Origin of the sequence: Kitasatospora sp. NPDC127121 (assembly GCF_042677305.1) — a bacterium.
Taxonomy (GTDB): Bacteria; Actinomycetota; Actinomycetes; order Streptomycetales; family Streptomycetaceae; genus Kitasatospora.
In genome coordinates, this window is sequence record NZ_JBHXTQ010000039.1 from 48378 (window position 1) to 74287 (window position 25910).

The 25910-nt window shown below is 71.2% G+C and carries 22 protein-coding genes, 1 tRNA gene and 1 pseudogene; 14 read left to right on the plus strand and 10 right to left on the minus strand.

Features of this window, described 5'->3' with window-relative positions; translation table 11 throughout:
* Window positions 1-124: 124 nt before the first annotated feature.
* From ispD to ACFVHI_RS20445, 6 genes are all read left to right on the plus strand, one after another.
* A complete protein-coding gene (ispD, locus tag ACFVHI_RS20420) occupies window positions 125-850 on the plus strand; it encodes a 2-C-methyl-D-erythritol 4-phosphate cytidylyltransferase (RefSeq protein ID WP_107452910.1) in 726 nt (241 codons plus the stop codon).
* Window positions 840-1361 carry a 2-C-methyl-D-erythritol 2,4-cyclodiphosphate synthase gene (ispF, locus tag ACFVHI_RS20425; protein WP_063348795.1) on the plus strand — a complete coding sequence of 174 codons (522 nt, stop codon included), beginning with the start codon at window positions 840-842 and terminating at the stop codon, window positions 1359-1361. The genes ispD and ispF overlap by 11 nt, the downstream gene beginning before the upstream one ends.
* 146 nt (window positions 1362-1507) lie before the next feature.
* Entirely contained in the window at window positions 1508-1900 is a 393-nt protein-coding gene (locus ACFVHI_RS20430) for a PPOX class F420-dependent oxidoreductase (RefSeq protein WP_063348796.1), read from the plus strand.
* Window positions 1901-1994: 94 nt separating this feature from the next.
* The gene (gene cysS, locus ACFVHI_RS20435; RefSeq protein ID WP_063348797.1) at window positions 1995-3404 is read left to right on the plus strand and encodes a cysteine--tRNA ligase; all 1410 of its coding nucleotides are present in this window, start codon (window positions 1995-1997) and stop codon (window positions 3402-3404) included.
* A 135-nt stretch (window positions 3405-3539) separates the two neighbouring features.
* Entirely contained in the window at window positions 3540-4532 is a 993-nt protein-coding gene (rlmB, locus tag ACFVHI_RS20440; protein WP_063348798.1) for a 23S rRNA (guanosine(2251)-2'-O)-methyltransferase RlmB, read from the plus strand.
* A gap of 252 nt (window positions 4533-4784) precedes the next feature.
* The gene (locus tag ACFVHI_RS20445) at window positions 4785-6383 is read left to right on the plus strand and encodes a DoxX family membrane protein (protein ID WP_063348799.1); all 1599 of its coding nucleotides are present in this window, start codon (window positions 4785-4787) and stop codon (window positions 6381-6383) included.
* A 103-nt stretch (window positions 6384-6486) separates the two neighbouring features.
* Here ACFVHI_RS20445 and ACFVHI_RS20450 read toward each other — a convergent pair whose 3' ends face one another.
* The 3 genes from ACFVHI_RS20450 to ACFVHI_RS20460 all read right to left on the minus strand — a co-directional run bounded on the left by ACFVHI_RS20450 (window position 6487) and on the right by ACFVHI_RS20460 (window position 9105).
* Window positions 6487-7278 (minus strand): nucleotidyltransferase family protein, encoded by a 792-nt coding sequence (locus ACFVHI_RS20450; RefSeq protein ID WP_063348800.1) that lies wholly within the window; start codon window positions 7276-7278, stop codon window positions 6487-6489.
* Window positions 7279-7374: 96 nt separating this feature from the next.
* A complete protein-coding gene (locus tag ACFVHI_RS20455) occupies window positions 7375-7818 on the minus strand; it encodes a hypothetical protein (RefSeq protein ID WP_063348801.1) in 444 nt (147 codons plus the stop codon).
* Window positions 7819-8013: 195 nt separating this feature from the next.
* The gene (locus ACFVHI_RS20460) at window positions 8014-9105 is read right to left on the minus strand and encodes an ABC transporter ATP-binding protein (protein ID WP_063348802.1); all 1092 of its coding nucleotides are present in this window, start codon (window positions 9103-9105) and stop codon (window positions 8014-8016) included.
* Between the two features lie 284 nt (window positions 9106-9389).
* Here ACFVHI_RS20460 and ACFVHI_RS20465 point away from each other — a divergent pair.
* The 3 genes and pseudogenes from ACFVHI_RS20465 (at window position 9390) to ACFVHI_RS20475 (ending at window position 10265) form a co-directional block, all read left to right on the plus strand.
* Window positions 9390-9463 (plus strand) — tRNA-Thr (locus ACFVHI_RS20465).
* Between the two features lie 188 nt (window positions 9464-9651).
* Window positions 9652-9702 (plus strand): annotated as a pseudogene (locus ACFVHI_RS20470) (hypothetical protein); the annotation flags it as partial.
* Window positions 9681-10265, plus strand: a complete 585-nt coding sequence (locus ACFVHI_RS20475) for a class I SAM-dependent methyltransferase (RefSeq protein ID WP_380341343.1) — start codon at window positions 9681-9683, stop codon at window positions 10263-10265. The pseudogene ACFVHI_RS20470 and the gene ACFVHI_RS20475, both read left to right, overlap by 22 nt.
* 93 nt (window positions 10266-10358) lie before the next feature.
* Here the strand turns inward: ACFVHI_RS20475 and ACFVHI_RS20480 are convergent, their stop codons facing one another.
* The 3 genes from ACFVHI_RS20480 to ACFVHI_RS20490 all read right to left on the minus strand — a co-directional run bounded on the left by ACFVHI_RS20480 (window position 10359) and on the right by ACFVHI_RS20490 (window position 14139).
* Window positions 10359-10490 (minus strand): hypothetical protein, encoded by a 132-nt coding sequence (locus ACFVHI_RS20480; RefSeq protein ID WP_380341346.1) that lies wholly within the window; start codon window positions 10488-10490, stop codon window positions 10359-10361.
* A 297-nt stretch (window positions 10491-10787) separates the two neighbouring features.
* On the minus strand, window positions 10788-12977 hold the full coding sequence (locus tag ACFVHI_RS20485; protein WP_380341349.1) for an ATP-dependent endonuclease: 2190 nt from the start codon (window positions 12975-12977) through the stop codon (window positions 10788-10790).
* A 757-nt stretch (window positions 12978-13734) separates the two neighbouring features.
* The gene (locus ACFVHI_RS20490; protein WP_380341352.1) at window positions 13735-14139 is read right to left on the minus strand and encodes a CU044_2847 family protein; all 405 of its coding nucleotides are present in this window, start codon (window positions 14137-14139) and stop codon (window positions 13735-13737) included.
* A 124-nt stretch (window positions 14140-14263) separates the two neighbouring features.
* Between ACFVHI_RS20490 and ACFVHI_RS20495 the strand changes: the two genes are divergently transcribed.
* A complete protein-coding gene (locus tag ACFVHI_RS20495; protein WP_159398485.1) occupies window positions 14264-15487 on the plus strand; it encodes a hypothetical protein in 1224 nt (407 codons plus the stop codon).
* Here the strand turns inward: ACFVHI_RS20495 and ACFVHI_RS20500 are convergent.
* Genes ACFVHI_RS20500 through ACFVHI_RS20510 form a run of 3 tightly spaced genes read right to left on the minus strand, consistent with a single transcriptional unit; the run spans window position 15477 to window position 20111 of the window.
* Complete coding sequence (locus tag ACFVHI_RS20500; RefSeq protein ID WP_063348805.1) at window positions 15477-16070, minus strand: NUDIX hydrolase; 594 nt, start codon at window positions 16068-16070, stop codon at window positions 15477-15479. The two genes, ACFVHI_RS20495 and ACFVHI_RS20500, sit on opposite strands and share 11 nt — an antisense overlap.
* Before the next feature lie 43 nt (window positions 16071-16113).
* Window positions 16114-19242 carry a trypsin-like peptidase domain-containing protein gene (locus ACFVHI_RS20505; RefSeq protein WP_063348806.1) on the minus strand — a complete coding sequence of 1043 codons (3129 nt, stop codon included), beginning with the start codon at window positions 19240-19242 and terminating at the stop codon, window positions 16114-16116.
* Window positions 19239-20111, minus strand: a complete 873-nt coding sequence (locus tag ACFVHI_RS20510; protein WP_063348807.1) for a hypothetical protein — start codon at window positions 20109-20111, stop codon at window positions 19239-19241. The genes ACFVHI_RS20505 and ACFVHI_RS20510 overlap by 4 nt, the downstream gene beginning before the upstream one ends.
* A 202-nt stretch (window positions 20112-20313) precedes the next feature.
* Here ACFVHI_RS20510 and ACFVHI_RS20515 point away from each other — a divergent pair, with 202 nt between their 5' ends.
* From ACFVHI_RS20515 to ACFVHI_RS20525, 3 genes are all read left to right on the plus strand, one after another.
* Window positions 20314-21624, plus strand: coding sequence for an MFS transporter (locus ACFVHI_RS20515; protein WP_063348808.1), 1311 nt, complete (start codon window positions 20314-20316; stop codon window positions 21622-21624).
* Window positions 21625-21842: 218 nt separating this feature from the next.
* A complete protein-coding gene (locus tag ACFVHI_RS20520; protein WP_063348809.1) occupies window positions 21843-22076 on the plus strand; it encodes a hypothetical protein in 234 nt (77 codons plus the stop codon).
* Window positions 22077-22238: 162 nt separating this feature from the next.
* The gene (locus ACFVHI_RS20525) at window positions 22239-22784 is read left to right on the plus strand and encodes a methylated-DNA--[protein]-cysteine S-methyltransferase (RefSeq protein WP_244293433.1); all 546 of its coding nucleotides are present in this window, start codon (window positions 22239-22241) and stop codon (window positions 22782-22784) included.
* A 98-nt stretch (window positions 22785-22882) separates the two neighbouring features.
* On the opposite strand, the gene ACFVHI_RS20530 is transcribed toward ACFVHI_RS20525, so the two are convergent.
* Window positions 22883-23962: an ATP-grasp domain-containing protein gene (locus ACFVHI_RS20530; RefSeq protein WP_380341359.1), complete on the minus strand. Its 1080-nt coding sequence runs from the start codon at window positions 23960-23962 to the stop codon at window positions 22883-22885.
* 378 nt (window positions 23963-24340) lie between these two features.
* Between ACFVHI_RS20530 and ACFVHI_RS20535 the strand changes: the two genes are divergently transcribed.
* Entirely contained in the window at window positions 24341-25762 is a 1422-nt protein-coding gene (locus tag ACFVHI_RS20535; protein WP_063348812.1) for a family 2B encapsulin nanocompartment shell protein, read from the plus strand.
* Window positions 25763-25910: the final 148 nt, after the last annotated feature.

The following is a 25910-nucleotide window of genomic DNA, read 5'->3' on the forward strand; positions in this document are numbered from 1 at the left end:
TGCGGCGGACGGTTGGACCGTAATTCTTCGGAAGGGGCCCGTAGCGCCCGCCGGGCACGCCAAGGCCATACCCACTTCTCCGAAGGAGTGAAACCTGAACGCCTCAGCAGCAGTCGCAGCAGCAGTGGTGCCCGCCGCCGGACGCGGTGAGCGGCTGGGGCCCGGTGCCCCGAAGGCCCTGCGGGAACTGGGCGGCGTGCCGCTCCTGGTGCACGCCGTGCGGGCGCTGGCCCGCAGCCGGGCGGTCGGCCTGGTCGTGGTCGCCGCGCCCGCCGACGGGGTGGCCGAGGTGGTCGCCCTGCTGGACAGCCACGGGCTGGACGGCAAGGACATCCGGGTGGTCGCCGGTGGTGCCACCCGCCAGGAGTCGGTCCGGCTCGGCCTGGCCGCGATCCCGGCAGAGGTGGAGATCGTCCTGGTGCACGACGCGGCCCGCCCGCTCGTCCCGGTCGAGGTGGTGGACGCGGTGGCGGCCGCCGTCCGGGCCGGTGCCGGAGCGGTGGTGCCCGCGGTGCCGCTGGCCGACACGGTGAAGCGGGTCGAGCCGAACCCGGGCCGCCCCGAGCCGGTGCTCGACACGCCCGACCGGGCCACCCTGCGCGCGGTGCAGACCCCGCAGGGCTTCGACCGGGCCACCCTGGTCGGGGTGCACGCCAAGGCGCTGGCCGAGGAGGCCGCGGGCGCCGCCGACGCGCCGCCGGTCACCGACGACGCGGGCCTGGTGGAGCGCTACGGCGGCCAGGTCGTCGTGGTGCCCGGCCACGAGGAGGCGTTCAAGGTCACCCGTCCACTGGACCTCGTGCTCGCCGAGGCCGTACTCGCCCGCCGGAGGGCCGCCGATGCCTACTGACCCGCAGACGCCCGCCGACCGGGCCCCGGCCCCCGTGCTGCCGCGCGTGGGCATCGGGACCGACGTGCACGCCTTCGAGGCCGGCCGCCCGCTCTGGGTGGCCGGACTGGAGTGGCCGGACGCCGGGGTCGGGCTCTCCGGGCACTCGGACGCCGACGTCGCCGCGCACGCGGCCTGCGACGCGCTGTTCTCGGCCGCCGGGATCGGCGACCTGGGCGCGCACTTCGGCACCGACCGGCCGGAGTGGGCCGGCGCGTCCGGGGTGAAGCTGCTCGGTGAGGCGGCCCGGCTGGTGCGCGCGGAGGGCTTCGAGATCGGCAACATCGCGGTCCAGGTGGTCGGCGTCCGGCCGAAGATCGGCAAGCGGCGGGCCGAGGCGCAGGCCGCGCTGTCGGCCGCGGCCGGTGCGCCGGTGTCGGTGTCCGGCACCACCACGGACGGCCTGGGCCTGACCGGTCGGGCCGAGGGACTGGCCGCGATCGCCACGGCCCTGGTGTACGAACGGCGTTGAGCCGGGCGCGGTCGGCAGGGCCGGAATAGGCGGGCCCTGACGAGTGTTCACCCGGCGTGGCGGTGGATCGGTCGGTAGTGTGCGGTTTCGGGCCCGGGCGGGGCTTCCCCTCGGGCCGTACCGCCGACGATGAGAAGAGGTTCTCGATGGGCGTCGAACTCTCAGGCCCCGCCAAGGAATTGCTCGACCGCAAGAGCTTTGCCGTGGTGTCCACGATCCAGCCCGACGGCAGCCCCCAGTCCTCGGTCGTCTGGGTCACGCGGGACGGCGACGACATCCTGTTCTCCACCGTCCAGGGCCGCCGCAAGCACCTCAACCTGGTGCGGGACCCGCGCATCTCGCTCGTGGTCAACCCGCCGGAGAACCCGTACGAGTACGTCGAGGTGCGTGGTTCGGCGACGATGACCACCGAGGGCGGCCGGGAGCTGATCAACGAACTGTCCCGCAAGTACCGCGGCGAGGAGTACGGGTTCGACGGCCCGGACGACGTCCGGGTGGTCGTCCGGCTCAGCCCGCGCAAGGTGGTCGGCAACATCTGACCGGCCCGCGCGGCCCGTGGTTCCCCGGGAGTGCTGCATATCATTCCCGGGGAATGTCGCGGGGCACCCCCTCCTGCCCACTACGCTTGACGCTGTGAGCATTCGCCTGTACGACACCAGCACCCGCCAGGTACGCGACTTCGTCCCGCTTGTACCGGGTTGTGTCTCGATCTACCTGTGCGGCGCTACCGTCCAGTCGGCGCCTCATATCGGGCACATCCGGTCCGGTCTCAACTTCGACATCATGCAGCGGTGGTTCGCCTACCGCGGCTACCAGATCACCTTCGCCCGGAACGTCACCGACATCGACGACAAGGTGATCGCCAAGGAGCGCGAGTTCGGCATCCCGTGGTGGCAGATCGCCTACGAGAACGAGCGGGCGTTCAACGACGGCTACACCGCGCTCGGTTGCCTGCCGCCGACCGTCGAGCCGCGGGCCACCGGGCACATCCCCGAGATGGTCGAGATGATGCGGGGGCTCATCGAGAAGGGCCACGCCTACGCGGCCGACGGCAACGTCTACTTCGACGTGAAGTCGTACCCGGAGTACCTCGCGCTCTCCAACCAGAAGCTCGACGACCTGCGCCAGCCCGAGGGCGAGGGCGAGACCGGCAAGCGGGACCAGCGCGACTTCGCGATGTGGAAGGCCGCCAAGCCGGGCGAGCCGAGCTGGGAGACCCCGTGGGGCCGCGGCCGGCCGGGCTGGCACCTGGAGTGCTCGGCGATGGTCCACAAGTACCTCGGCCCGGCCTTCGACATCCACGGCGGCGGGCTGGACCTGATCTTCCCGCACCACGAGAACGAGATCGCCCAGTCCAAGGCCTACGGCGACGCCTTCGCCAGCTTCTGGGTGCACAACGCCTGGGTCACCATGGCCGGCGAGAAGATGAGCAAGTCGCTGGGCAACTCGGTGCTGGTCTCCGAGATGGTCCAGCGCTGGCGCCCGATCGTGCTCCGCTACTACCTGGGCACCCCGCACTACCGCTCGATGATCGAGTACAGCGAGGACGCCCTGCGCGAGGCCGAGGCCGGGTTCGGCCGGATCGAGGGCTTCATCCAGCGCACCGTCGAGCGCTGCGGGGCGGTCGACGCCGCCCCCGAGGTGCCGCCGGCCTTCGCCGAGGCGATGGACGACGACCTGGGCGTTCCGCAGGCGCTCGCCGTCGTGCACACCGCCGTCCGCCAGGGCAACAGCGCCCTGAACGCGGACGACAAGGAGAACGCGGTGGCGCGTCTGGCCGAGGTCCGTGCGATGCTCGGAGTGCTGGGTCTCGACCCGCTCGACCCGCAGTGGGTCGGGGCGGAGGGCGGCGAGCCTGGGACAATGAAGAGCATGCACGGTGTGGTCGACTCGCTGGTCCGCCTGGTCCTGGACCAGCGGCAGGCGGCGCGTCAGCGCAAGGACTTCGCCACCGCGGACGCCATCCGCGACCAGCTCGGCCTGGCCGGGCTGGTGATCGAGGACACCCCGTCCGGCCCGCGCTGGACGATCAACAGCCAGTAACCCCATCTGACGATCGGGGTGAGGGTGGGCCGTACCGGACCGGTGCGGCCCTCCCGCATGACGTAGCGCATGCAGTCGGCCGCCGCCGGACAGAACGGGGCGGCCGGGCATGCCGGACAGACAGGAAGTACAGCCATGGCCGGCAACAGCCAGCGCAGGAACCGCCGCAACCCCGGATCGAAGAAGGGCGCGTCTGTCGGTACCGGCGGCCACAGCCGGAAGGCGCTCCAGGGCAAGGGCCCGACCCCGCCCGGAGCGGAGCGCAAGGGCCACCCGAAGCAGCGCGCCGCCAACGCCGCGGTCAAGCGCGAGCGGGACGCCAAGGCCCGCGCCGGCATGCGCCGCGCCGGCGGCGCCGGTCGCGGCGGCCGGGGCGGTGCGGGCAGCGCCGAGCTCGTCTTCGGCCGCAACTCGGTCGTCGAGGCCCTTCAGGGCGGCGTCCCGGCCACCGCGCTGTACGTCCAGCAGTTCGTCGACACCGACGACCGCGTCCGCGACGCCTTCCAGGCCGCCAACGACCGCGGCATCCCGCTGATGGAGGCCCCGCGCCCGCAGCTGGACCAGATGACCGGCGGGCTCAACCACCAGGGCCTCGTGCTCCAGGTGCCGCCGTACGAGTACGCGCACCCCGACGACCTGCTGGTCGAGGCCTCCGACTCGGGCCAGGACGCGCTGATCATCGCGCTGGACGGCGTCACCGACTCGCGCAACCTCGGCGCCGTGGTCCGCTCCGCCGCCGCCTTCGGCGCGCACGGCGTGGTCATCCCCGAGCGCCGCGCGGCCGGCATGACCGCCGGTGCCTGGAAGACCTCCTCCGGCGCCGCCGCCCGCCTGCCCGTGGCCCGGGCCACCAACCTCACCCGCACCCTGGAGGCCTACCAGAAGGCCGGCCTCATGGTGGTCGGCCTGGCCGCCGACGGCGAGGCCGAGCTGGGCGACCTGGAGCTGCTGACCGGTCCGGTGGTGATCGTCGCGGGCAGCGAGGGCAAGGGCCTGTCCCGGCTGGTCTCGGAGACCTGCGACATGCGGGTGCGGATCCCGATGTCCGGGCTGACCGAGTCGCTGAACGCCGGTGTCGCGGCGGGCATCGTGCTCTACGAGGCCGCGCGACTGCGCGCCAAGCGCTGAGCACAGCCGGTGTGCGGGGCGCAGGGGAACTTCTGAATTCTCCGCAATCCGAGTGAAAAGCGATCGGGCCCGACCAGGCCCGATCGCTTTTCTCATGATCATTTCAAGTATGCGCCGGACATCCACTCGGGAGAGTGTCCTAAGCGGTGGTCACCCGGTTAGACGGGCGTGGACACCAGAACACCTCGGCGCCCCCTGTTCGGCGGCGGCAGCACCGGGATAGACGCGGGCCCCGGCCTTGACACGGTCAAGGTGCCGTCCGACCCCGCGCGCCTCAGCATCACCCAGGCGAGCTTCCGGCTCCGGCTCGGCGCCCCGGTGGCGCCGCTGATCGAGGCCCCGGCCGGACTGCTGTCCACCGGCGCCGCGTTCGGCGACCCGTACGCCAACCAGGGCCTGATCCGCCGTCCGCTGGTCACCCCGCAGGTCGTCGTGCCCGCCTCCGCCGTCCCGGCGCTCGCGGGGGCCGCCGGGGGCGGTGCGCCGCGCCGCAAGGGCCGGGTCACCGCCGTCACCTGGACCGGGCAGGCGCCCCCCGGGGACCTCGCGGCCACCCAGCTGCTGGACGCCGTCCGGCTCACCGGCTCCGGGCCCGACGGCGGCGGCCCGGGCATGTCGGACACCCGGGTGATCCCGTCCTACTCGGGCGCCCGGACCGTCCCGCGCCAGCCGCGGGAGGGCGCCGGCACCGCCACCGACGCGGGCATCGGCCCGGTCGGCGCACCGCAGGGCTGGACCCCGAGCGGCGAGCTGCCCGAGGTCTCCGCTACGGCCGCCGAGGGCAAGCCGCCCTGGTACCCCGGCCGCCGGGTCGACCTCGGCCTGGTCCTGCTGCCGCTGCGCGCCGTCCTCGGCTCGCTGTCCGTCTACGCCGGGTTCAGCAAGCTCTGCGACCCGGTCTACTTCGACGGCGGCGAGCGCGGCTCGATGATGCGCTGGCTCGCCTCGCTGCACCCCTGGAAGGTCGCCGAACCGCTGCTGGCCTTCGCCATGGCGCACCCGGTCGGTGCCGGCCTGGTGGTGTCGTTCACCCAGGTCGTGGTCGGCGTGCTGACCGTCCTCGGCCTCTGGCAGCGGCTCGCGGCCGGAGCGGCGATGCTCCTCTCCGCCGCGCTGCTGTTCACCGTCAGCTGGCGGGCCGTACCGGTCTACGACACCCCCGACCTGATCTTCCTGGCGGCCTGGAGCCCGCTGCTGATCGCCGGAGCGCCGTTCGCCTCCCTGGACGGGCGGCTCAACCTGGAGGCCTGGCGGCGCTACGGCGCCGACGCGCCCGCCGCGCTGCGCCGCCGGGTGCTGCGCCGCGGCACGGTGGTCACCACGGTCGTGGTCGGGGCGACCCTGCTGCTCGGCTCGATGCTCGGCGCGGCGGTGCGCACCGGGGCCCGGACGCACCAGGCGCCGGCCCGTCCGGCCACCGACTACGGCACGCCGGTCTGGCCCAGCGGCGCCCCGACCGGCACCCCGGGCGGCCAGGGCTCGTCCACCTCGCCCTCGCCCGCCCCGCGCCCGGCCACCCCCACGCCGAGCCCGACCACCCCGCCCTCCTCCGCCCCGGCCACCCGCCCGGGCAGCCCGACGCCGAGCGGCAAGGGGCACTCCGCCAAGGCGGAGACCGGGGCCGGCACGACCCCGTCCGCCGCCGCACCGTCCGCCGCCGCGCCGTCGGCCGGTTCCTCGCCCGCCCAGCGCAGCACCCCGCCCCCCGCCGGAACGGGGGCGGCGTCCAAGCCCAGCCCGAGCTCCGGGGCGAGCCCCGGGCTGCTCGGCGGGGTGCTGGGCAGCGGCCCGCTCGCCGACCTGTCCGGCGGCGCCCGCTCCTCCCGTCCGGGGGCGCCCACGTCCACCTGACGGCCCGCGGACGCGATCGGCCGGGTGCTCCGAGGCGGGAGCACCCGGCCGATCGTCGTGCGCCGGGGGAGGCGGGGGCGCCGGGGCGCCGGGGGTGCGGCGGTTACCGCGGTGAGCGGCCGGCCCCGGAGGCGAGCTCCTTGGCCGCCTCGGTGAGGTCCTTCGCGGTGTCGATGGCACGCCAGTACACGCCCTGCGGCAGCTGGTAGCCCGCCAGTCGCTTGCTGCGCGCCAGCTGCGGGAACGTGGTGCGCTCGTGGTCGCCCACGTCCGGCAGCAGCTCGGCGAACTCCGGGCTGAACACGTACAGCCCGGCGTTGATCAGGAACGGCGAGGGCGGCGCCTCGATGAAGTCCAGCACGTTGCCGAACTGGTCGGTCTCCACCGCCCCCCACGGGATGCGCGGCCGGGCCAGCGCGAGCGTCGCGACGGCGTCCCGCTCGTGGTGGAAGGCGGCCATGTCACGCAGGCTGAACCGGGTCCAGATGTCGCCGTTGGTGGCGTACCAGGGCTCGTCCGGGCGGGGCAGCGCCTTGGCCGCGTACTTGAGGCCGCCGCCGCGCCCGAGCGGCTCCTCCTCGACCACCGTGCGCACGCGCAGCGGCAGGTCCGCCTTGTCGAGCCACTCCTCCAGCACGGCGGCCAGGTGCCCGCAGGAGACCACCGCGTCGGTGACGCCCTCGGAGGCCAGCCAGGCCAGCTGGTGGCCGAGGATCGGCGTGCCCGTCCCGGGGATCTCGACCAGCGGCTTCGGGCGGTCGTCCGTGTAGGGCCGCAGCCGCGAGCCCTGGCCGCCGGCCAGGATCACGGCCTGGGTGACGGGCGTCGTGGTCGGCCGGGACGGGTGGGTCGGCGGGGACGCGGGATCGGCGGCGGGGCCGGAGTCAGCGGTCATGCCTGAACAATAGGACGCCCACCGGGGCCGGGAGCCCGAGCCCGCAGGCGTCGTCGGCCCGCGGCCGTCGGGCCGGCCTGCGGGTCAGCTGCCGGGTCAGCCGGCGATGCCCGCCGCGAACGACCCGTCGCAGACCGGGCGGGCGAAGGACCGGGCCCGCTGGACGTCGCCCTGGTACTTGCGCACCGCCGCCTTGCCCAGCTCGCCGGCGAGCGAGGTGCAGTACGGCGTCAGCGACGGCTGCTCGCGCATCGAGCGCTCCAGCAGGTCCAGCGCGGCGGACGGGTTCTTCGCCCGCAGCTCGTCCAGCAGCGCCACCCGCAGCGACTCCTGCGGGGCGAGCCCGTCCGGGGACGTGCCCGCGGTGGCGGAACGCCCGATCCCGGCGCCGTCACCACTGGACGCCGCCACGACCTGCTGGTCGAGGTTGGTCGGCGGGGCCCATGGCACCCGGGTCACGGCGAGAGTGCCGGTGGTCACCAGGAGGACCGGCAGGGTCAGGGCGACGGTCTGGCCGATACGGCGTACAAGCTGCTTCACCCTCAGGAGAGTAGCGGTGGGTACGGGCTGGATCGCCCTCCGTGACACCATCGAGTGACACCGTGTCCGGGTTCGTCCCCACACCGTGTTGACGTGGGGGTGTACGGACGGAGCCCGCCGGACCAGGAATGGTCCGACGGGCTCCGTCGTGCCGGCTTTCCCCGCCGGTCGACCGACCGGCAGGGCGCGCCGTGCTCAGCTGCTCAGGCGGGCACCCGAGCTGGTCGAGAACACGTGGGTCTCGTTGGCGATCGGCACGACGTGGATCGTCTCGCCGCGGGCCGGGATCTGCCGGCCGTGCACGCGGACGACCAGCTCCTTGTCCTCGCCGCCGATCTTGGTGGTGCCGTACACGAAGCCGTCGGAGCCGAGCTCCTCGACGACGTTCACCGTCACCGCGACACCCTCGATGCCGCCCGCCGGGACGATCTCGAAGTGCTCCGGGCGGATGCCGACCGTCACCGACTTGTCGGTGCCGGCGCCGGCCAGGTCGTCGCGCGAGACGTTGACCACCGAGCCGCCGAACTTCACACCGCCGTCCACCAGCGGCACCTCGACCAGGTTCATCGCGGGCGAACCGATGAAGCCGGCCACGAACAGGTTGGAGGGCCGGTCGTACATGTTGCGCGGGGTGTCGACCTGCTGGAGCACGCCGCCCTTGAGCACCGCGACCCGGTCGCCCATGGTGAGCGCCTCGGTCTGGTCGTGGGTGACGTACACCGTCGTGATGCCCAGACGGCGCTGGAGGCCGGCGATCTGGGTACGGGTCGAGACACGCAGCTTCGCGTCCAGGTTCGACAGCGGCTCGTCCATCAGGAAGACCTGCGGCTGGCGCACGATCGCGCGGCCCATCGCGACACGCTGCCGCTGACCACCCGACAGCGCCTTCGGCTTGCGGTCCAGGTACTCCGTCAGGTCGAGGATCTTCGCGGCCTCCTCGACCTTGGTGCGGATCTCCGTCTTGTTCACGCCGGCGATCTTGAGCGCGAAGCCCATGTTCTCGGCGACGGTCATGTGCGGGTACAGCGCGTAGTTCTGGAACACCATGGCGATGTCCCGGTCCTTCGGCGGCAGGTGCGTGACGTCCCGGTCACCGATCCGGATGGAGCCGCTGTTGACGTCCTCCAGGCCGGCCAGCATGCGCAGGCTGGTCGACTTGCCGCAGCCCGAGGGGCCGACCAGCACGAGGAACTCGCCATCCGCGATCTCCAGGTCCAGCGCGTCCACCGAGGGCTTGTCCGCCCCGGGGTAGACGCGGGTCGCCTGCTCATACGTGACAGAAGCCATGATTGTTCTCTCCTTCACCGGCAGGAACGTGCCGGACGATCCGAGTAAAGGGGCGTTCGTTCGTCTCCGTCAGCCCGCCCAGTGGTCTGAACCACCTCACGAACCGACTCCGGGCGACGCTACCTGCGCCTCCGCCGCTTGTCAGCCCCCAGCCCACCCGATTTCGGCATCGGTTCCATCACGCCCACCCCACCTTGCCAACCCCCGGATATCCCCCCACCCCACCTACCGGGCCCGGTAGACTGCCCCCGGTGCCGCCGTGATCCCTCGCGGACGGTCACCGTGCCTCCTTAGCTCAGCTGGCCAGAGCACCGCTCTTGTAAAGCGGGGGTCGTCGGTTCGAACCCGACAGGGGGCTCAGAGAACCACCTTGGATGAGCTGCAGGTTTGGCCTTCTAAGGGCTTCATCGCAGGCCTCGGACTTCTCGTCCGAGGCCGTTTGCGTGAGCGGATGGCCCGGCGGCTGGGGGTTCGCGTCGGACTGGGCAGCCTTGTGCGGCCTGTTCGTCTGGGGGACAGCAGCGCTGCTGCCTTGGCGATCGCCCGGTGCCGGTCGCCGACCTCGCCGGAGGCGAGTGGCCCGCGCGCGCCCGAGCGGCCTGCTGTGCCATGGCCGCGCACGAGTCCGGGCAAGACAAGGACGGTGGCCTGATGCCCAGGCCCTGCCTTTCGCCGACGACAGCGCCGACGCGGTCCTGGCCCTGCACATGCTGTACCACGTCGGCGACATCAAGGCCACAACCAAGGAAATGGCCCGCGTCCTACGGCCCGGCGGCATCCTCATCGCCTCGACCAACGGCGACACCGATAAGCAGGAGCTGGACCAACTCTGGGCCAGGGCTGCAGGAGACGTCCTCGGAATTCCCGAAGGGCCGGCGCGGGTCTCGCTCAGCTCCCGCTTCTCCCTGGAGAAGGCTCCCGGCTACTTTGGAACGGCGTTCGAAGACATCCGGGTCCGGAAACTTCCCGGCACCATCGAGCTCACCGATCCGGCGCCGATTGTCGCCCACCTTGCCTCCTACGAGGCGTGGGCCGACCAATGGGGTGTCCCCTTCCACGAGAACGTCAGCCGAGCAGCCGAGATCGCTGGTGCAACCATATTGGCCGAAGGCGCTTTTAAGATCAGGTGTCTTGGTGGAGTTTTGGCGTGCCGGCTGTAAGTTCCAAGGCCCTTTACAGCCGTGCGGCGGGAGCTACTGAGATTGAACTCGCAATGTAGGTCAGTCGTTCGTGGTCAGCCCCGTCTTGGCGAGTCAGCCGTCGAGCAGTTTTGGGCGGCATTGGGCCTTCTTGAGCCGACGATTCACGGCGACCAGCCGCCAGGCCTCCTCGACCGTGTAGAGGCCGTCCACCCATGGGCAGTAGGCTTGTGCGCCAACTCCCATTCCTTTCCCTTCCTGGCGAGTTGACACCTATACAGCCTTGGACGGCCCGGAGATCCCTTCGATTGAACGATAGCCTTGCCGCGCTCCCGCCATTCCTTGCGCCAGCGATCCACTGTCCATACGGACACTCGCGATGTCCTTCGTCCTCTGTCCGCGTTCGAAGCGGGTTCCGGCCAGCAGCCGTGGGCATCACTTTGAACAGCCCTTGATCTGCAGCCGGATCCGCTCCCGCGTGCCCCTATCAGTGTTGGTGAGATCGCAGGCCTGCACGTATCTCAAATCGTTGGACCGGGCAGACTAGATGACGAGGTTCGCAATCGTTTCTCGAATATCGACGGGAATTTCATCCCGGGTCATTATTTGGGCAATCTCAACGGCGTCGCGCTTCTTTCCGAATCGCATTCCATAGCGAGAGAAGACCCTGTCGATGATTTCATCCCCAGGCACCAGGTGCGACTTGCGGTCCCAGTCGGCCTGAACGTTAGAGTTCTCTGTAGCGATCACATCGGAGAGCTCGGCAAGGAGAGAGTCGAGCTTCTCCTTCGTGGACTCAAGCTCGGCCCTCAGCGCAGCCTCGAACTCCACACTTCCACGCCGCAGGACGGTTTCCCTGTTTGGGATGACGGGCCGGCATGCATGCTTCAGTACTCGTCGCTCCACCGCTACGGTGAAGAGATCATCACAAGCATTGTCAATTTCGGCCGCGACTTGATCTGCCGATGGGTTGTGTTTACCCCCGGACTTGATTTCGATATAGCGCGCTAGGGCAGTAGGACAGACAAGATAGTTCTCAAGCTCTCGCCGGTCAAGGAGACGAACCTCGCTTAGTCCCTCAACCTTTTGTCGCATTACCTCTAGGTCTCGGGCGTTGCGCTCGTCTCTGTCCAGAATGAACAGAGTTCGCACGTTCCTTTTTTGCAAGAAAGACAGAGTGGAACTCGTGGCGAAGTGCGTGAAGTTTCTAGCCCCGCCAGTCGTTACGAATCCCAATGAAGCCTGAGCAAAGTTAATCCCCAGCTTCTCGGCGAAGATTCGCAAAATCTGCTCGTCCGAGGGTCCCTCAACAAAGGCGAGCCTATCAAACATGAAGAGCGAGCTTAGCCGCAGGCCTAGCTCCTCGGGAATGGAAGACTCGGCTTCATCGACGTCGACCCGCTGAATAGATGTCTCCGCTTCTTTGCGGATCAAATAGACGTTCTTTAGAGACCCGACATCGAGAAAATTGGTCGAATGCGTTGTGAGGAAGACTTGGCATTCACTGCTTATTGTCTTGAGGTACTGCATGAGAGCAATCTCAAGCGCTGGATGCAGGTGAACCTCCGGCTCTTCAACCAAGAGGACATCGGGGCGCTCGAACTCTCGGTCAAGGATCAAGCGAAGTGATTCGCGAATTCCTGACCCATTCAGCTGAACGAGGAAGTCATCGACATCGAGCTCAGCTGGGATTCCATCGGGCCGAACAGTGCGGACCTGTCGGGTCAACTGGGGCGTATCTGAACTAAATGCATCGATTTGAACACCGAGGAGGCCAGAAACTACGGACTGAATTCCCCTAAGGACGTCACCCTGTCCCCGACTGGTCTTAAGCTTGAGGATGCGGCTAGCTTCTTTCTGGCCGATCGGGTTGCGCTGCTCCGACAGGCTGTGCACTCTTAGATCTGCGATCTTCCTGACCACGGAGGTGACATATTCGGGAATAACGGTTGCACTGCCTGAGAATGTCTGAACTGGAGCTTCCAGCTCTTGACGGTTGACCGCATCGATGCGCTCGGTCAGGCGATCATAATAATCCCTGCACGAGGCCTGGAATTCCTTCAAGCTTTGGGCGGATCGAGCCATGGCGCGAATGTCATCAGGCATTCTCGCCGGCGCATATCGAGCGCTTCCAGGGATCTGTCCGTAATCCCTTATTCTCCTCCAGTAATCCTCGTCAATATCTGCTGTAATTCGGTCAAGTAGTTCAATTGCTTCAGTCGACTCTTCGAGAGTGGTGAGGTTCACTGCAATCTGAGTGGCGGAATCCTTTTGGGCTGAGTAGATAATTCCCGCATCCTTGTCGATCGGGCCGCCGAATCGAATCAGGGAAATGTAGCCAACTGCCCTAGGGGGTGGTGTGAAACTCAGCTCAACTGTAATCAAACTGGCGAGATCTGCGCTCAAAAGGGCGTTTCGGAGCTGGGGCGCCTCGGTGGCGATAGACTCCTTGAGTGCGTCTAGCTCCTTGGCGGTAAGGTCGAGCGTGGCAGATATTTTAATCTGGCTGCCAGTATCCTTCTGATGCCAGTCGTTGTTGCTATTTAGGTGCGGAGATGGAGTCGCAACTCTGCCATCCGGAGTAAAGAATTCAAAGAATGTCTGAATCGCCGCAAGAATATTGGACTTCCCTGAATTATTCTTTCCGATGAGCACATTCAGCTCTCCGCACTCATTCAGGGATGCATTGCGGATGCTGCGAAATCCAGTCGCCGTGATTGACTCGATCCGCACCTTGATCTCCTTATTGCCGGGTGTTGCAGAGGGTAGTCGACTGGCTGTAGGCGTGTCAGGGAGTTGCGCAAATTTACTCACCGAAATCGTCGCGCATCTTGGACCCGGGCACCACCACTTGCGCGGGTCCACTGCTTCGCGAGCGCTGTGAGGCGGTCGACCCGGGCGCGGGACGTAGTGCAGGGTGTAGACCGGCGCACGTTATCCGATGCGGACGCAGACGTTGTGCTGTTTGGCCCACATGGGAGTGGCTGGGTGCCCTGCTTGGGTGCCTTGAAGTCCAGCTCGAGGACGGTCGCCGCCACTTTGGATCCTGGGCGGCTGGGTTTGCGCCCCAATACCTGGCTGCCAACATGCGATAGCCGCGCCGACCTCCGAGTGCTCTGGCGCTCGCGCAGGAAGCTCAGTTCGGTCGGCCGCCCGAGCCGCTTCGCACTGACTGGCTCGGGCGGAGTTGTCCTCTGGCGCGGTCGAGGCCTTGTGGTGCATGAGCTATGCGTGAGCGGACGGCGGGGTAGGAATTAACCGGAGTTGGAGTACGGGAAGGCTCCATGTGGCGCTGACCTGCAGGTTCAGCGCCACACGGCATCACGTGTCACGTGCCGTCATGATCCGGGTTCGTCTTGTAAAGCGGGGGTCGTCGGTTCGAACCCGACAGGGGGCTCACAGTGTGAAGGGTCAGTTCACCGGGGTGATCCGGTGGAGCTGGCCCTTCGTCGTTGGCGCGGTGCCAGATCGGATGGTGCGTGGCGGTTGGTCAGCCGGTTTCGGGTGTGGATTCGGCGGATTCACCCGGTTCGGTGGATTCGTTCGGGTCGTCGGATTCCTCCGGTTCGTTCGGCGGGCCGGAAAGGGCGGTCTCGCCGCTTTTCCGCCAGGTCGCCGTCACCTTCAGGCTGGCCTTTCCGTCGACTCCCGTCACCGCGCTCACGAGGACTCCCGTCTTGACGGAGAGCTCGATTCCGAATTCGAGCGTGAACTCGTCGGGGGCGGCCGCCCGCAGGCCGGACCGCACGTTGCCGACCACGGTCTGGAGCGTGCCCGCCAGGTCGTCCAGCTGGTAGCTGGGGCGGCGCAGCGCGACGTCCCTGGGGCCGCGCTGCTCCTCGATGCGGGCCCAGAATGTCCCCTCGGGCGTCACTACTTGGACAAGCTCCGACATTTCTCCTCCAAGGGGTGCCGTTGCCGGGGTCGAATTGCCGGAAAACCGGTGGCCGGCCCGGGTCGTGGGCCTATCCTTCTTCTTCGCGAGGGGAACTGTATCGGGCGCCGAAGGGTGGCAGGCCATGGATATGGGACAGCGGGCGGCGGGTACCGAACACATCTACCTCTCCGATGTGGAGCCGCACGCGGCGGCGCCGATCGACCGGGCCTCGGACCTGCGGTCGCGGGTCCTGCTGCACGTCCTCTTCGCCGACACCCTGCTGATCGGCGACTCGCAGGGCCTCAACAACAGGTACTTCCGGGCGCTCGTCGATGCCGAGGAGGCGCGGAAGGTCCGCTGGTCCCCGGGGACGGCGGCGCTCTCGGACTTCGGCGCTCTCCTGGAGGCCGGCCGGCTGCGGGTCGCGCTGCGGGCGGGCGGGACCCTGCACCGGATCAGCGACGGCCACCGGGCCGAGGGCGTGGAGAACGCGCCCGACGTCCCCTACGTGGAGCGGCTGACCGAGGTGTCGTCCGCGCACACGGAGCCGTACGACGGGTCGGCCGTCGCCGCCGCGTTCAAGTCCGGTGTCCTGGCGCGGATCGAGGCCGCCGAGCGGGACTTCGCCGGGAGCGCGCGGGAGGCCCTCGAAGCCGCGCGCGCCTGGGTCGCCGAGCAGGATCCGCTGCTCTACAAGCAACTCCGGGACTGGCTGGCCGCCTACCGGAGCGCGCGCCCCGGGGGCAGCGCCGAACTCGTCCTCGTGCTCCAGTCGGTGGACGACTGGGCCGGTGAGTCCTACCGGCGGGCGCTGCCGCAGGCCCTGGGCGTCGGCATGGCCGGCCCGCGCGACGGCGAGGGCACCATCCCGGTCTTCCGGAGCCGGCGACTCGTCGAGTACGCGGGGTTCCCGGCGGTGCTGCTCGACAACCTGCTGCTGTCCCAACTCCCGGTGGAGGTGGTGTTCGAGGCGATCGAGCAGCCCTCCCGGGTGGCCCTGGTGGCGGAGTTGGGGCGGCTGCGCCGGGGGATCCAGCCGGACACGGCGGTGCTGCGTTCCGCGGTCGACGAGTTCAGCTCGTGGACGCTGGAGGTGTTCGAGCGCACCTTCCGCCGCGTCGGGGGCCTGGCGTGGGAGCACCTGCGGGGCGAGGTCCGGCTGATGCGCTTCGGGCTGGACGAGGACCCGGTCGCCGGTCGGCTGGGGGCCGGCCTGGAAGTGGTCTCCCCGGCGGCCGACGGCGTTCGCGACCTGTCGCTCCACGTGGTGAACGGCCCGGGTGCGGCTGTCCCGGATCCGCAGCGCCGGGCACAGCCGCGGCCGTTGCGCGAGCTCGACCCCTTCGAGCGGGTGGTCACCCTCTGACGGCCGCCGTCTGCGGGTCGGGGTGGGCCTGGAGGAGGGCGAAGGCGGCCAGGGTGACGCCGCAGGTGATCCGGCCCTGCCGCAGCCAGCGTGCCATCAGGTCGGGGGAGACCCAGACCGGGTCGGTCACCGATTCCATGGCCTCCGGCCGGGCGGTGGCGGTGCCTCCGGGGAGCACGGTGGCGCGGCAGACGTGGATGCCGTTCTCGATCAGGCCGGTGTCCGCGTGGATCAGGCCGAGGCTCTCCACGGTGGAGGCGATGAGGCCGGTCTCCTCCCTGAGCTCGCGCGCGGCGGCCTCCTCCGGGGGTTCGCCGGGCTCGCAGCCGCCGCGCGGGAACTCCAGCGAGGCGGCGCCGACCGGGTAGCGGTAGGAGGGCACCAGCGCGATGCCGTCGGGGCCGGTCGCCACCACGACGACGCCGGTCTGCGACCACTGCCACCGGAGGTAGTTGCCGGCCGTGCCGCCCGGGGCGACGACCTCGTCGTTGTAGAGCCGGCCGAAGCGGTTCCCGAAGACCTCGACGGCCTGGCGGCGTCGGATCGGTGCGGGCGAGGCGAGGTCCTGAGAGTCCGTGGGCATCATGCTCCTACCTGCCGTCGTAGGGCCGCAGGTGGCGGCGGCCTCACTTGCCATGATTGCCCATGGTCGCCAGCTGCTCCACCCAGTGTGCGCGCTCGTCGGTGAACTCCGTTATCTCCGAGGAGAGTTGGACCAGCATTCGGAGCGAGGACCGTTGCGCGGCGAGCCGTTGCCGGTCGCCGGGCGGAAGGGCGGCCCGCAGCTGTGCGGCCTCCCGCAGCGCGCGGTACGCCTCGTCGTCCCGTCCGGCCCGGACGAGGCCGATCGCCTGCCGGTGCAACGCCTCCGGGAGCCTGGCCAGGTAGCGGCCGGGCTGCTGGTCGGCCAGCTCGCGCAGCAGCGCGAGCGCCCGGTAGCCGGCCGTCACCGCCTCGACGGGCCGGCCGGCCAGTTGCCCGCACCGGGCGAGGAGTTGGAGGCAGGTCAGCAGGGTGTCGTCCTGCCGGGACCCCGGTTCGGCCTCCTCGCACAGCTCGACGCCGTGCGCGGCTGCGTCGAGGGCCGCGCTCACCTGGCCGTCCTCCATCCGCACCAGGGCCAGGGTGCTCAGCGCCGTCGCGGTGTCCAGGAGGTACGTCTGGCGCAGGGTGTCGTCCCCGTCCGCCCCGGCGAGGAGTTCCTCGTAGCGGGCGACGGCCGACCTGGCGTGTTCGAGCGCCGGTTCGGTCCGGTGGGCGCGGTGCAGCAGGAGGCTCACGTTGTGGAGCGCCCTCGCGTACTCGGGGAGGTGGCGGCCGGTCTGCCGGACGAGGTCCCGGCTGAGGCGGACGGCCTGCTGGGCGGCGGTCAGCGCCGAGTCGCCGTCGCCGGGGCGGACGCCGTCCGCGGCGAATACGCGAGGGGTGGGTACGCGAGGGGTGAGTCCGTCCGCGGCGAGTAAGCCCGGGGCCAGTCCGTCCGCACCGGGTACGCCCGGGGCGGTCTCGTCGAGCCGGAGGCTGTAGCTGATGAGGCGGCGCAGCCTGCGCAGCTGGTCCTCCTCGCCGAATTCGGGGTCCGGCTGGTCCAACAGGCGCTTCAGGACCAGCGCCGCCACCGGCGACATGCTGGAGGGGTAGCCGGGCAGCCGGCTCTCGACGGCGGCGAGGACGTCCGGTTCGCACGCCTGTACGGCGGGCAGCATGAGGGCCGCCAGCGGTTCGGCGTGCGGCAGTACGGCGCCGTTGACGGCCAGGGCCGGCAGGAGCGCGTCGGGCCGCTCGGTGATGCTCCGGGCCAGTGCGGCGTCCAGGGCCGGGTGGGCGGGGTGGTCCACGACCCGCCCCACCCCGGTGCAGCCGCGGGCGCGGGCGAGGATCTCCACGGTCTCGGTGGCCGCCGCGATCCGCTCCTGCGGCGAGGCGGGGTGCGGCGGGTCCAGCAGGGCGAGCAGGTACTCCTCGGAGCGTCCCGAACTCTCCGGCGTACTCAGCACCCGGCGGACCAGGATCTCGCCGATCCGGCTCGGGCCGACGGGGGCGACCAGGCCGTCCTCGGCCGGGTAGAGCATGCGCAGGAGGGCGTTGACGACGTTCATGTTGAGGGGCGGCTGGTGGGGGAAGGCCTCGGCCCGGACCCGTTCCAGCAGGGCGATCAGCCGGTCCGAGCGCCGTCCGGGGGCGAGGACCGGGACGAGGAGGAGCCCTTCCGCCAGGAGCCGGCCGGCCTCGCCGGCCAGGGCCGGCTCCGCGGGCAGCCACGCCGTGAGCTGCGCGTGCCAGACCCGGACCTCGTGGTCGCAGAGCCGTTCCAGCGGATCGCCGTGCCCGGACCAGCTGCTTCCCCGGGCGAGGGTGAGGACGGCGTCCAGCGCGAGTGCGAGCACGCCGAGCAGCGAGTCCTCCCGCCCGGCGCGCGACGGAAGGCTCCTCGGTACGGGCAGGTGGTCGTGGCCGAGTCGTCGGGCGAAGACCTCGAAGGCCGAGACGACCAGCGCGGCGGGCGAGGCGTCCCCGGCGGAAGCAGTGGAAGGGACGGAGGGGATCGTCCTGGGGAGTTCCACGACGCTGGCGTCGGCCAGCGCCCAGTCGTCGACGCCGCTCTGCAGCGCCCGCCAGAAGGGCTCGGCCGTGCGGGCGAGCAGCAGGAGGCGCAGCCGGGGCTGCTCGGGTCCGAACCGCGAGACGTGGTCCACCAGGGTGCGGATGTCCTCCAGCCGGGCCTGGGCGTAGTCGAAGACGGCGAGGACCGCCAGACCGTCGTCGAGGGCGGTGGTCAGCTCGTCCAGCCACCCCGGTCCCGCGAGGCTGCTGCGCTGCACGAAGCCCGCGAGCCAGCCGTCCTCGGCCATCAGCCGGCACAGCTCGGCGGCGAGCCTGGTCTTGCCGGAGCCGCCGGGCGCGTGGAGCAGGCGCAGCAGCAGCGGGGTCTCGTCGGCGCACCAGGCCCGCAGTTCGGCGAGTTCCGGGCGGTCCACGAAGGGCATCGCGCCCTGCGTCAGCAGCTGGGCGGGGGTCGGCCGGGGCGTCTGGCGGGGGCGGTGGTGCCCGTACGCCCCGAAGAGCCGGACCTGGCGTCCGGCCCGGTCCATCGCCAGGTCGTACCAGGCCGTGCCGGGCCGGTGGCCGAGTCCGTTGCGCCGGGCCAGTTCGGGGAAGCAGGTCCGCACCGCGTCGACGGGGACCATCCAGCCGCCCAGGACGGCCGTCTCGTCGCGGGAGGTCTTGAGCACTCCGCACACCCGTCCGGTGGCGGGGTCGAGTACGAGGCTGCCGCTGAACCCCTGGACGACCTGGTCGCTCTTGAGCCGGACGAAGTGGCCCGCTTCGCCGGAGCGGCCGACGACGGAGAGGTACAGGGTGTCCCGGTGGGTGCCGGCGTCCAGGGTCGCGTCGCTGAATCCGTGGACGATCACGTCCGAGCCGCCGGGGGGCACCTGATCGGCGAGCCAGACGCCCGCGGTGTCCAGCGGTTCGGGGAGGCGGAGCACCGCGAGGTCCGGGTACGCGTAGATGCCGCCGTCCGGGTCCTGCCGCGGTTCCCGGGCCACCACCTCGGCCCGGAGCGTGCGCCCGTGCACCGTCACTGCCGGGTGCGGGTCGGAGCGGACGACGTGGGCGCAGGTCAGCACGGTGTCGGGGGCGACCAGGAAGCCGGTGCCGGAGCTCTCCGCGGTCTCGATCAGTACCGCCTGTTCCGTGGCGAGTCGGCTGACGGCCTCCCGGCGCCGCCGGGTCTCGTTGTCGGGGATCACGCGGGGTCCCTTCGATCGGGGGTGCCAGGGTGTCGTGCCCGGCCGTCGGAATCCAGTGCCGGAGGTGCACCGGGGCGTAGTTGACGCAGGGTCCAGCCGTGGGCGCCGGGGGTCAAGGGGGCGGTGTGGGCGGTGAGGAGTTCGGCGGCGCGGCGGTAGGAGAGGCGGGCGCGGCCGGTGTGGGGGCAGCGGTCGGGGGCGGGGGTGCCGGCGGGGGCGCGGCGGTCGGTGAGGAAGAGCGGGCCGGTGGTGCGGCCGGCGACGAGGAGGGGGAGCAGTCGGGCGGTGCCGCTCTGCCAGTGGACGGGGGTGCGGCCGGGCCGGTGGAGGGTGCGGTGCCGGGGCAGGTCGAGGTGGTCGGTGTCGAGGGCGAGGACGGTGTCGATGGCGGCGCCGGACTCGTGGAGCAGGTGCCAGAGCGACTGTTCGCGCAGGGGCGCGCGGAGGGCGAAGAGGGCGCGCAGGTCGTCGGGGGTCAGGGGAGCGACGGTCGGTCCGGGCCGCGGGCCGGGGTGCAGGTCGGTGGTGGGGTCGTCGTCGAGCCAGTGCTGGGCCCGCCACCAGGCCACGGCGGCGCGCAGGGTGGAGAGTTCGCGGTTGAGCGTGCGCGGGTCGGTGTCGGCGCGGCGGCGGTCGGCGGCGGTGCGCAGGCGGCGGGCGGCGTCCGGGTGGTCGAGCAGGGCGAGCGGGAGGACGGGCGGCCGGGCGCGCCGCCGGTCGGGGCCGGTGGGGGCGGGGCGGTCGGCGAGGGCCCAGGCCCAGGTGTTCAGGGCGATCCGGTAGATCCGCCGGGAGCCTTCGGCGAGCCCGGAGGCGGCCAGGTAGCGCTCGACGGCGACGGCGTACTCGACCGGGGGGAGCTCTGCCATGTCGGGGCCTCTTCCGCAGTAAATCAACTCGGGCCGGACTCCTGAAGGCTACCCATGAAGCGCAGTAAATCGCAGGTGAACAGCCGTTTCTGAGGCCGTTTACTGCGGCGGTCGGCGGGGCGCGAAATATTGAGGCCAAAAGACTCAACTTTTCCCCGGAAACCCTTGAACGCCGTTCCCGTCCGGGGGCAGACTGCCGCCCATGGCAGTGGATGCGGAACGGATCCCGGCCCGCCGCCGGCGGCTGGGAGACCGGCTCGCCGTGCTGGGCGAGCGCGATTTCGCGTGGTTCTTCGTCGGCTACTCGACCTCCCTCCTCGGCTCCTCGATGGCGCCGGTGGCGGTGGCCTTCGCGGTGCTCGACGGCGGCGGCGGCGGAACCGACCTGGGGTGGGTGATGGCGGCCCGGATCCTGCCGGTGGTGCTGGTGCTGCTGGCCGGCGGGGTGATCGCGGACCGGTTCGGCAGCCGCCGGGTGATGCTGGGTTCGGACGTCCTGCGCGGGCTCGTCCAGGCGGTGTTCGCCGCGCTGCTGACGGCCGGGCGGGCGCCGGTCTGGGCGATGGTCGCGCTGGTGGCGGTGTGGGGGATCGGGGAGGGGCTGTTCCTGCCGGCCCTCGGAGCGATCGTGCCCGGCCTGGTGCGCCGGAAGGAGCTCCTGGCCGACGCGAACACCCTGCTGGGGCTGGCCCGTTCGGTGGCCACGGTGGCCGGGCCCGCGACGGCCGGCCTGGTGACGGCGACGCAGGGACCGGCGGTGGTCCTGCTGGCCGACGCGGTGACGTACGGCGTCGGCGCGTTCGCCCTGGCCAGGCTCCGGCTGCCCGACCGCGCGGCGAACGCGGCCGGCGGCGAGCAACCGATGCTCGCCGAACTGCGGGCCGGCTGGTCGGAGTTCGCCTCCCGGCCGTGGTTCTGGATCACCACCGTCCAGATGGGCCTGTTCAACCTGCTGGTCTGGGCGCCGTTCCTGGTGCTCGGCCCGCTCGCCGCGCAGCGGGACCTCGGCGGCGCCCGGGCCTGGGGCCTGGTGATGGGGGTGTACGGCGTCGGTGCGGTGCTGGGCGGGCTGGTGATGCTCGGGCGCCGGCCCGAGCGGCCGCTCGCGGTGGCCACCGTGGCCACGCTGGCCTGGGCGCTGCCCTCCGCCGCGCTCGCGGCCGGTGCGCCGTTGCCGTGGGTGGTGGCGGGCGCGCTGGTGGCGGGGGTCGGCTCGGCGGTCAGCGGGACGCTGGTCAGCACGACGATGCAGAGCTGGGTGCCGCCGGAGGTGCTCGGCCGGGTCAACTCCTTCGGGGCGCTCGGCGCGTTCGTGCTGGGGCCGCTCGGGCTGGCGGCGGCCGGACCGGCGGCGGACCGGATCGGCGTGGACAAGGTGCTGCTGCTCGGTGCGGTCTGGCAACTCGTGGCCGGTACGGTGGTGTTGGCGGTGCCGGCGGTTCGGAACCGCCGCTGGGAAGGGAGCCGGCACGGCGAGGACGGGCGCCACGGCGACCGGGAAAGCGCGCCCTGACCCGTGCTGGTCCGATCTTTCCGGGATCCGCCGACCACCCGCCCCCGAACGGCTCCGGGGCGCACCCCCGGCCCCGGTGCGGCCCACCGCGTACCGTACCCGGCCGGCCCCGGAGCGCGACCAGGTCCGGCCGCCGCACCCCCGCCGCCCGCGGCGGGCGCCGCGGCCGGACCGGTCGTACCGTGGAGGGAGCGGGGGTGGACGGAGGAGGTTTGACCATGCCCGGTTCGCTCACCATCAGCCACCACGAGTCCGCGGCCACCCTGGACCGCACGGACGCCGAGCGGCTCGCCACCGTACTGGCGGAGCTGGCGTACCTGCTGGAGATCCCGGGGCCGAACCGGATCAACGACGCGCAGCTCACCCTGCTGTGCGAGGGCCGGGCGCCGGACCGCGCCGAGCTGTCGCACTGGTCCCGGGCGCTCGCGGCCGAGCTGAAGGGGCGGCGCTGACGGCCCCGCTGTCCGCCGCAGCCGACGGCCCCGGTGCCCGCCGACGCCGGAGGCGCGCCGCCCCGCCCGCCGTACGATGGCGTGCGGGGCGGGCGGAGGTCGCGCGCCCCGCGGGCGCCGGAGTGGCCGGCGGCCGGTCCGGCGGAGGGTGGGGGCCCGAGCGTGCCGCAGTCCTGGTCGATGTCCTGGCTGACGGTGGAGACGCCGCTGCCCAGCGGCCCGATGCACATCGCCGTGACGCCGCTGGGCGTGGCGGCGGCCGGGTACGGCGGGCGGGACGGCGAACTGCCGCCGTGCACCGACGCGTCGAAGACCGCCGCCGTCCGGGACCGGATCGGCGCCTATCTGGCGGGCCGCAGCCGTGAGTTGGGCCTGCCGATCGACTGGAGCCTGAGCTCCGGCCCGCACCGCACCGTGCTGCGCACGCTCTGGCAGGAGGTGCCGTACGGCCGGACCATCACCTACGGCGAACTGGCGGTCCTCAGCGGGGTGTTCGAGGACGTGGCCGAGCCCGGCCTGGCGGCGCGGACGGTCGGCCAGATGATGGCCGCCAATCCCGTCGCCCTGTTGGTGCCCTGCCACCGGGTGGTGGCGGCGGACGGGATCGGCGGCTTCGGCGGCGGCCGGGTGGGGATCGACGTGAAGCGCTGGCTGCTCACCCTGGAGGGCGTGCTGGAGCCGACGCTCGACTGGAACGGCCCGCTGTAGCACCGGGGTTGCCGTCGGCGCGGCCGCACCGAGCCCCACAAGAGCCACGTGTGAGTCTCGCATGAGCCACGTACGAGCCGCCCGCCGTCGGGTCCGGACTACCGCTGCCGGACGAGGGAGACGGCGCCCGGCGCCCGGCGCGGCCGCACCGGCTGGATGCCGGAGACCAGGGTGTACTCGACGCCGTGCACGTCCGGATCCACCCCGGTGGGTTCCGGCCGTTCGCCGAGCGCCAGCCGGACGGCGTCCCAGGGCAGGTTGAGGCCGCACAGCCGCAGCTGGTGGAGCCCGGCGGCGGGCCGGGTGTTGACGTCGATCACCACCGGTCGCCCGGCCAGTTCGCGGAACTGGATGTTGGACAGGTACGCCATCCGGCTCGCCCCGACCAGGCGCCGGACCGGCTCCAGGTACCGCGGGTCGGCGGTGAAGCCGCGGCGGCGGCCCTCCTTGGTGCGGCCGACCACGGTGAGCGGGTGGCCGGCCCGGTCGGCGAGGCAGTCCACCGAGACCTCCGGCCCGTCCAGGTAGGGCATCACCAGCAGGTCGACGGGCTCGTCCCCCCCGTCCCCCGCGCCCGGTCCGGCGGACAGGGCGGCGGCCACCTGCTCGACCTGGACCCGGTGGTCCCAGCCGTGAAGCCGCCGTGGCCCGTACGGCTCCCGGGTGAGCACCCGGAAGCCCGTGCCGCCCGCGCCGGTGGTGGGTTTGAGGCAGGCGGTGTGCCCGGCGGCCTCGATCCGGCCGACGGCGTCGAGCAGTTCGTCGGCGGTGCGCACCCGCCACCAGGGCGGGGTGGGCAGTCCGGCGGCGGCGATCGCCCGGTAGCCGTCGGCCTTGCTGGTGTAGGTGGCGATGGCGGTGGCCGGCGGGCAGAGCAGGGTGGTGCCGATCGCCTCGAACTCCGGCCGGGCGAGGGCGATGGCGAGCTGGTGCAGCTGCGGGAGGAAGACGGTTATGGAGTGCCGGGCGCAGTAGTCGAGCGCGTAGCCGACGTAGGCGTCGGCGGGCAGGTCGGCGGGTTCCAGGGTGCCGTGGTCGGCGGCGGCGAGCACCGGGGAGTCGGGGTCGGCGTGGGTCGCGTGGACCGCCACCGGGCGAGGAGCGGTGCGGAGTTGTTCGATGAAGAAGACGTTCTCGGCGTAGGTGCGGTTGAGCCAGACACGGACGGGGGCTGTCAAGACTGCCTCCCAGGGCATGGGGTGACGAAGGGTCAGGGCTCGTGGTCGGCCGTGCTCGTCAACTGGCCTGGGGGCCCTGTGAGGTGGCACCTTAGCGGCCGGCTCCCCGGGCCCGGACGGGAGGGGTGCCGGGCGTGCGGGTGTCAAGGGGTGGCGACGGAGGGGGTGCCGATGGGGGAGGATGGGAGGCGGTATTCCCGATAAGTTCGAATAATCAATCGAACAGATATCGATCGGGTGATCCAGTCGTACTATTTGTTCGGTTATCCCGAACCACTCGAATGAGTGATTGCGGCATGCACCCGAATGGGCCCACCATGAAGCTGCAACATGAATGTGCAAGGCGACACTTCATCGGGCATGCGAAGGGCTCCCCCTATGTCGACCGAAACCAATGCCGGTGTTCCCGCGCCCAGCGCGCAACCGGAGATCCGGCAGCAGCAGAGTCTGAGCACGGCGGGTGCGCGGAACCTCGCCACGACCACCAAGTCCGCGCCGCAGATGCAGGGCATCAGCCCGCGCTGGCTGCTCAAGACGCTGCCCTGGGTGCAGGTGTCCGGCGGTACCTACCGGGTCAACCGCCGCCTGCGCCACTCGGTCGGCCGCGGTCGGGTGAGCTTCGTCAAGACCGGCTCCGAGGTGCGGATCGTCCCGCCGACGCTGGCCGAGGTGCCGGTGCTGCACGGCTTCCAGGACGAGGCCGTCCTGACGGAGCTGGCCGGGCGCTTCGTGCAGCGGGAGTTCGCCGCCGGCGACGTACTGGTCTCTGCCGGCGCGGCGATCAACGAGGTCTTCCTCATCGCGCACGGCAAGCTCGAACGGCTCGGCACCGGCAAGTACGGCGAGGAGACGGTGGTCGGCACCCTCGCCGACGGCGACCACCTCGGCGACGAGGCCCTCCAGCAGGAGGAGGGCACCTGGCCGTACACCGTCCGGGCCGCCACCTCCGGCACCGTGATGGCGCTCTCCTGGCCCGCCTTCCAGGAGCTCCACGACCGCTCCGAGGCCCTGCAACTGCAGGTCATCGAGTACCTGAACGGCTTCCAGCAGGCGCAGAACAAGCACGGCGAGGCCGCGATCGACCTCTCCGCCGGGCACCGGGGCGAGTACGAGCTGCCCGGCGCCTTCGTGGACTACGAGCTCAAGCCCCGCGAGTACGAGCTGAGCGTCGCGCAGACCATCCTCAAGGTGCACTCCCGCGTCGCCGACCTCTACAACCAGCCGATGAACCAGACCGAGCACCAGCTCCGGCTGACCATCGAGGCGCTGCGCGAGCGCCAGGAGCACGAGCTCGTCAACAACCCCGAGTTCGGCCTGCTGGAGAACGCCGCGTACGACCAGCGGATCCAGACCCACTCCGGCCCGCCCACCCCGGACGACATGGACGAGCTGCTCAGCCGCCGCCGCGGCACCAAGATGTTCCTCGCCCACCCCAAGGCCATCGCCGCCTTCGGCCGCGAGTGCAACAAGCGCGGCCTCGTCCCCGGCACGGTCGAGGTCGAGGGCAAGCACGTCACGGCCTGGCGCGGGGTGCCGGTCTTCCCGTGCAACAAGATCCCGGTCATCGGCGGGCACACCAGTTCGATCATGGCGCTGCGCGTCGGCGAGGACAACCAGGGCGTCGTCGGCCTGCACCAGACCGGGATTCCGGACGAGTACCAGCCGAGCCTTTCGGTGCGGTTCATGGGAATCGACGACAAGGCCGTCATTTCCTACCTGGTCAGCGCCTATTACTCCGCCGCGATTCTGGTCCCGGACGCGGTCGGCGTCCTGGAGAACGTGGACGTCGCGCAGCGCTAGGCCCTGTCCGGGCGAGTCTCAACCATTCCGGCCGGGCGCGCGATATCCGGGCACGCGCCCAGGCCCGGGCACCGGCCGACCGGAGCCGGTCGGAATTCCACGCCGCCCGGCCCGGGGCCCCCCACCCACGCCCGCGGGCGCCGCGCGG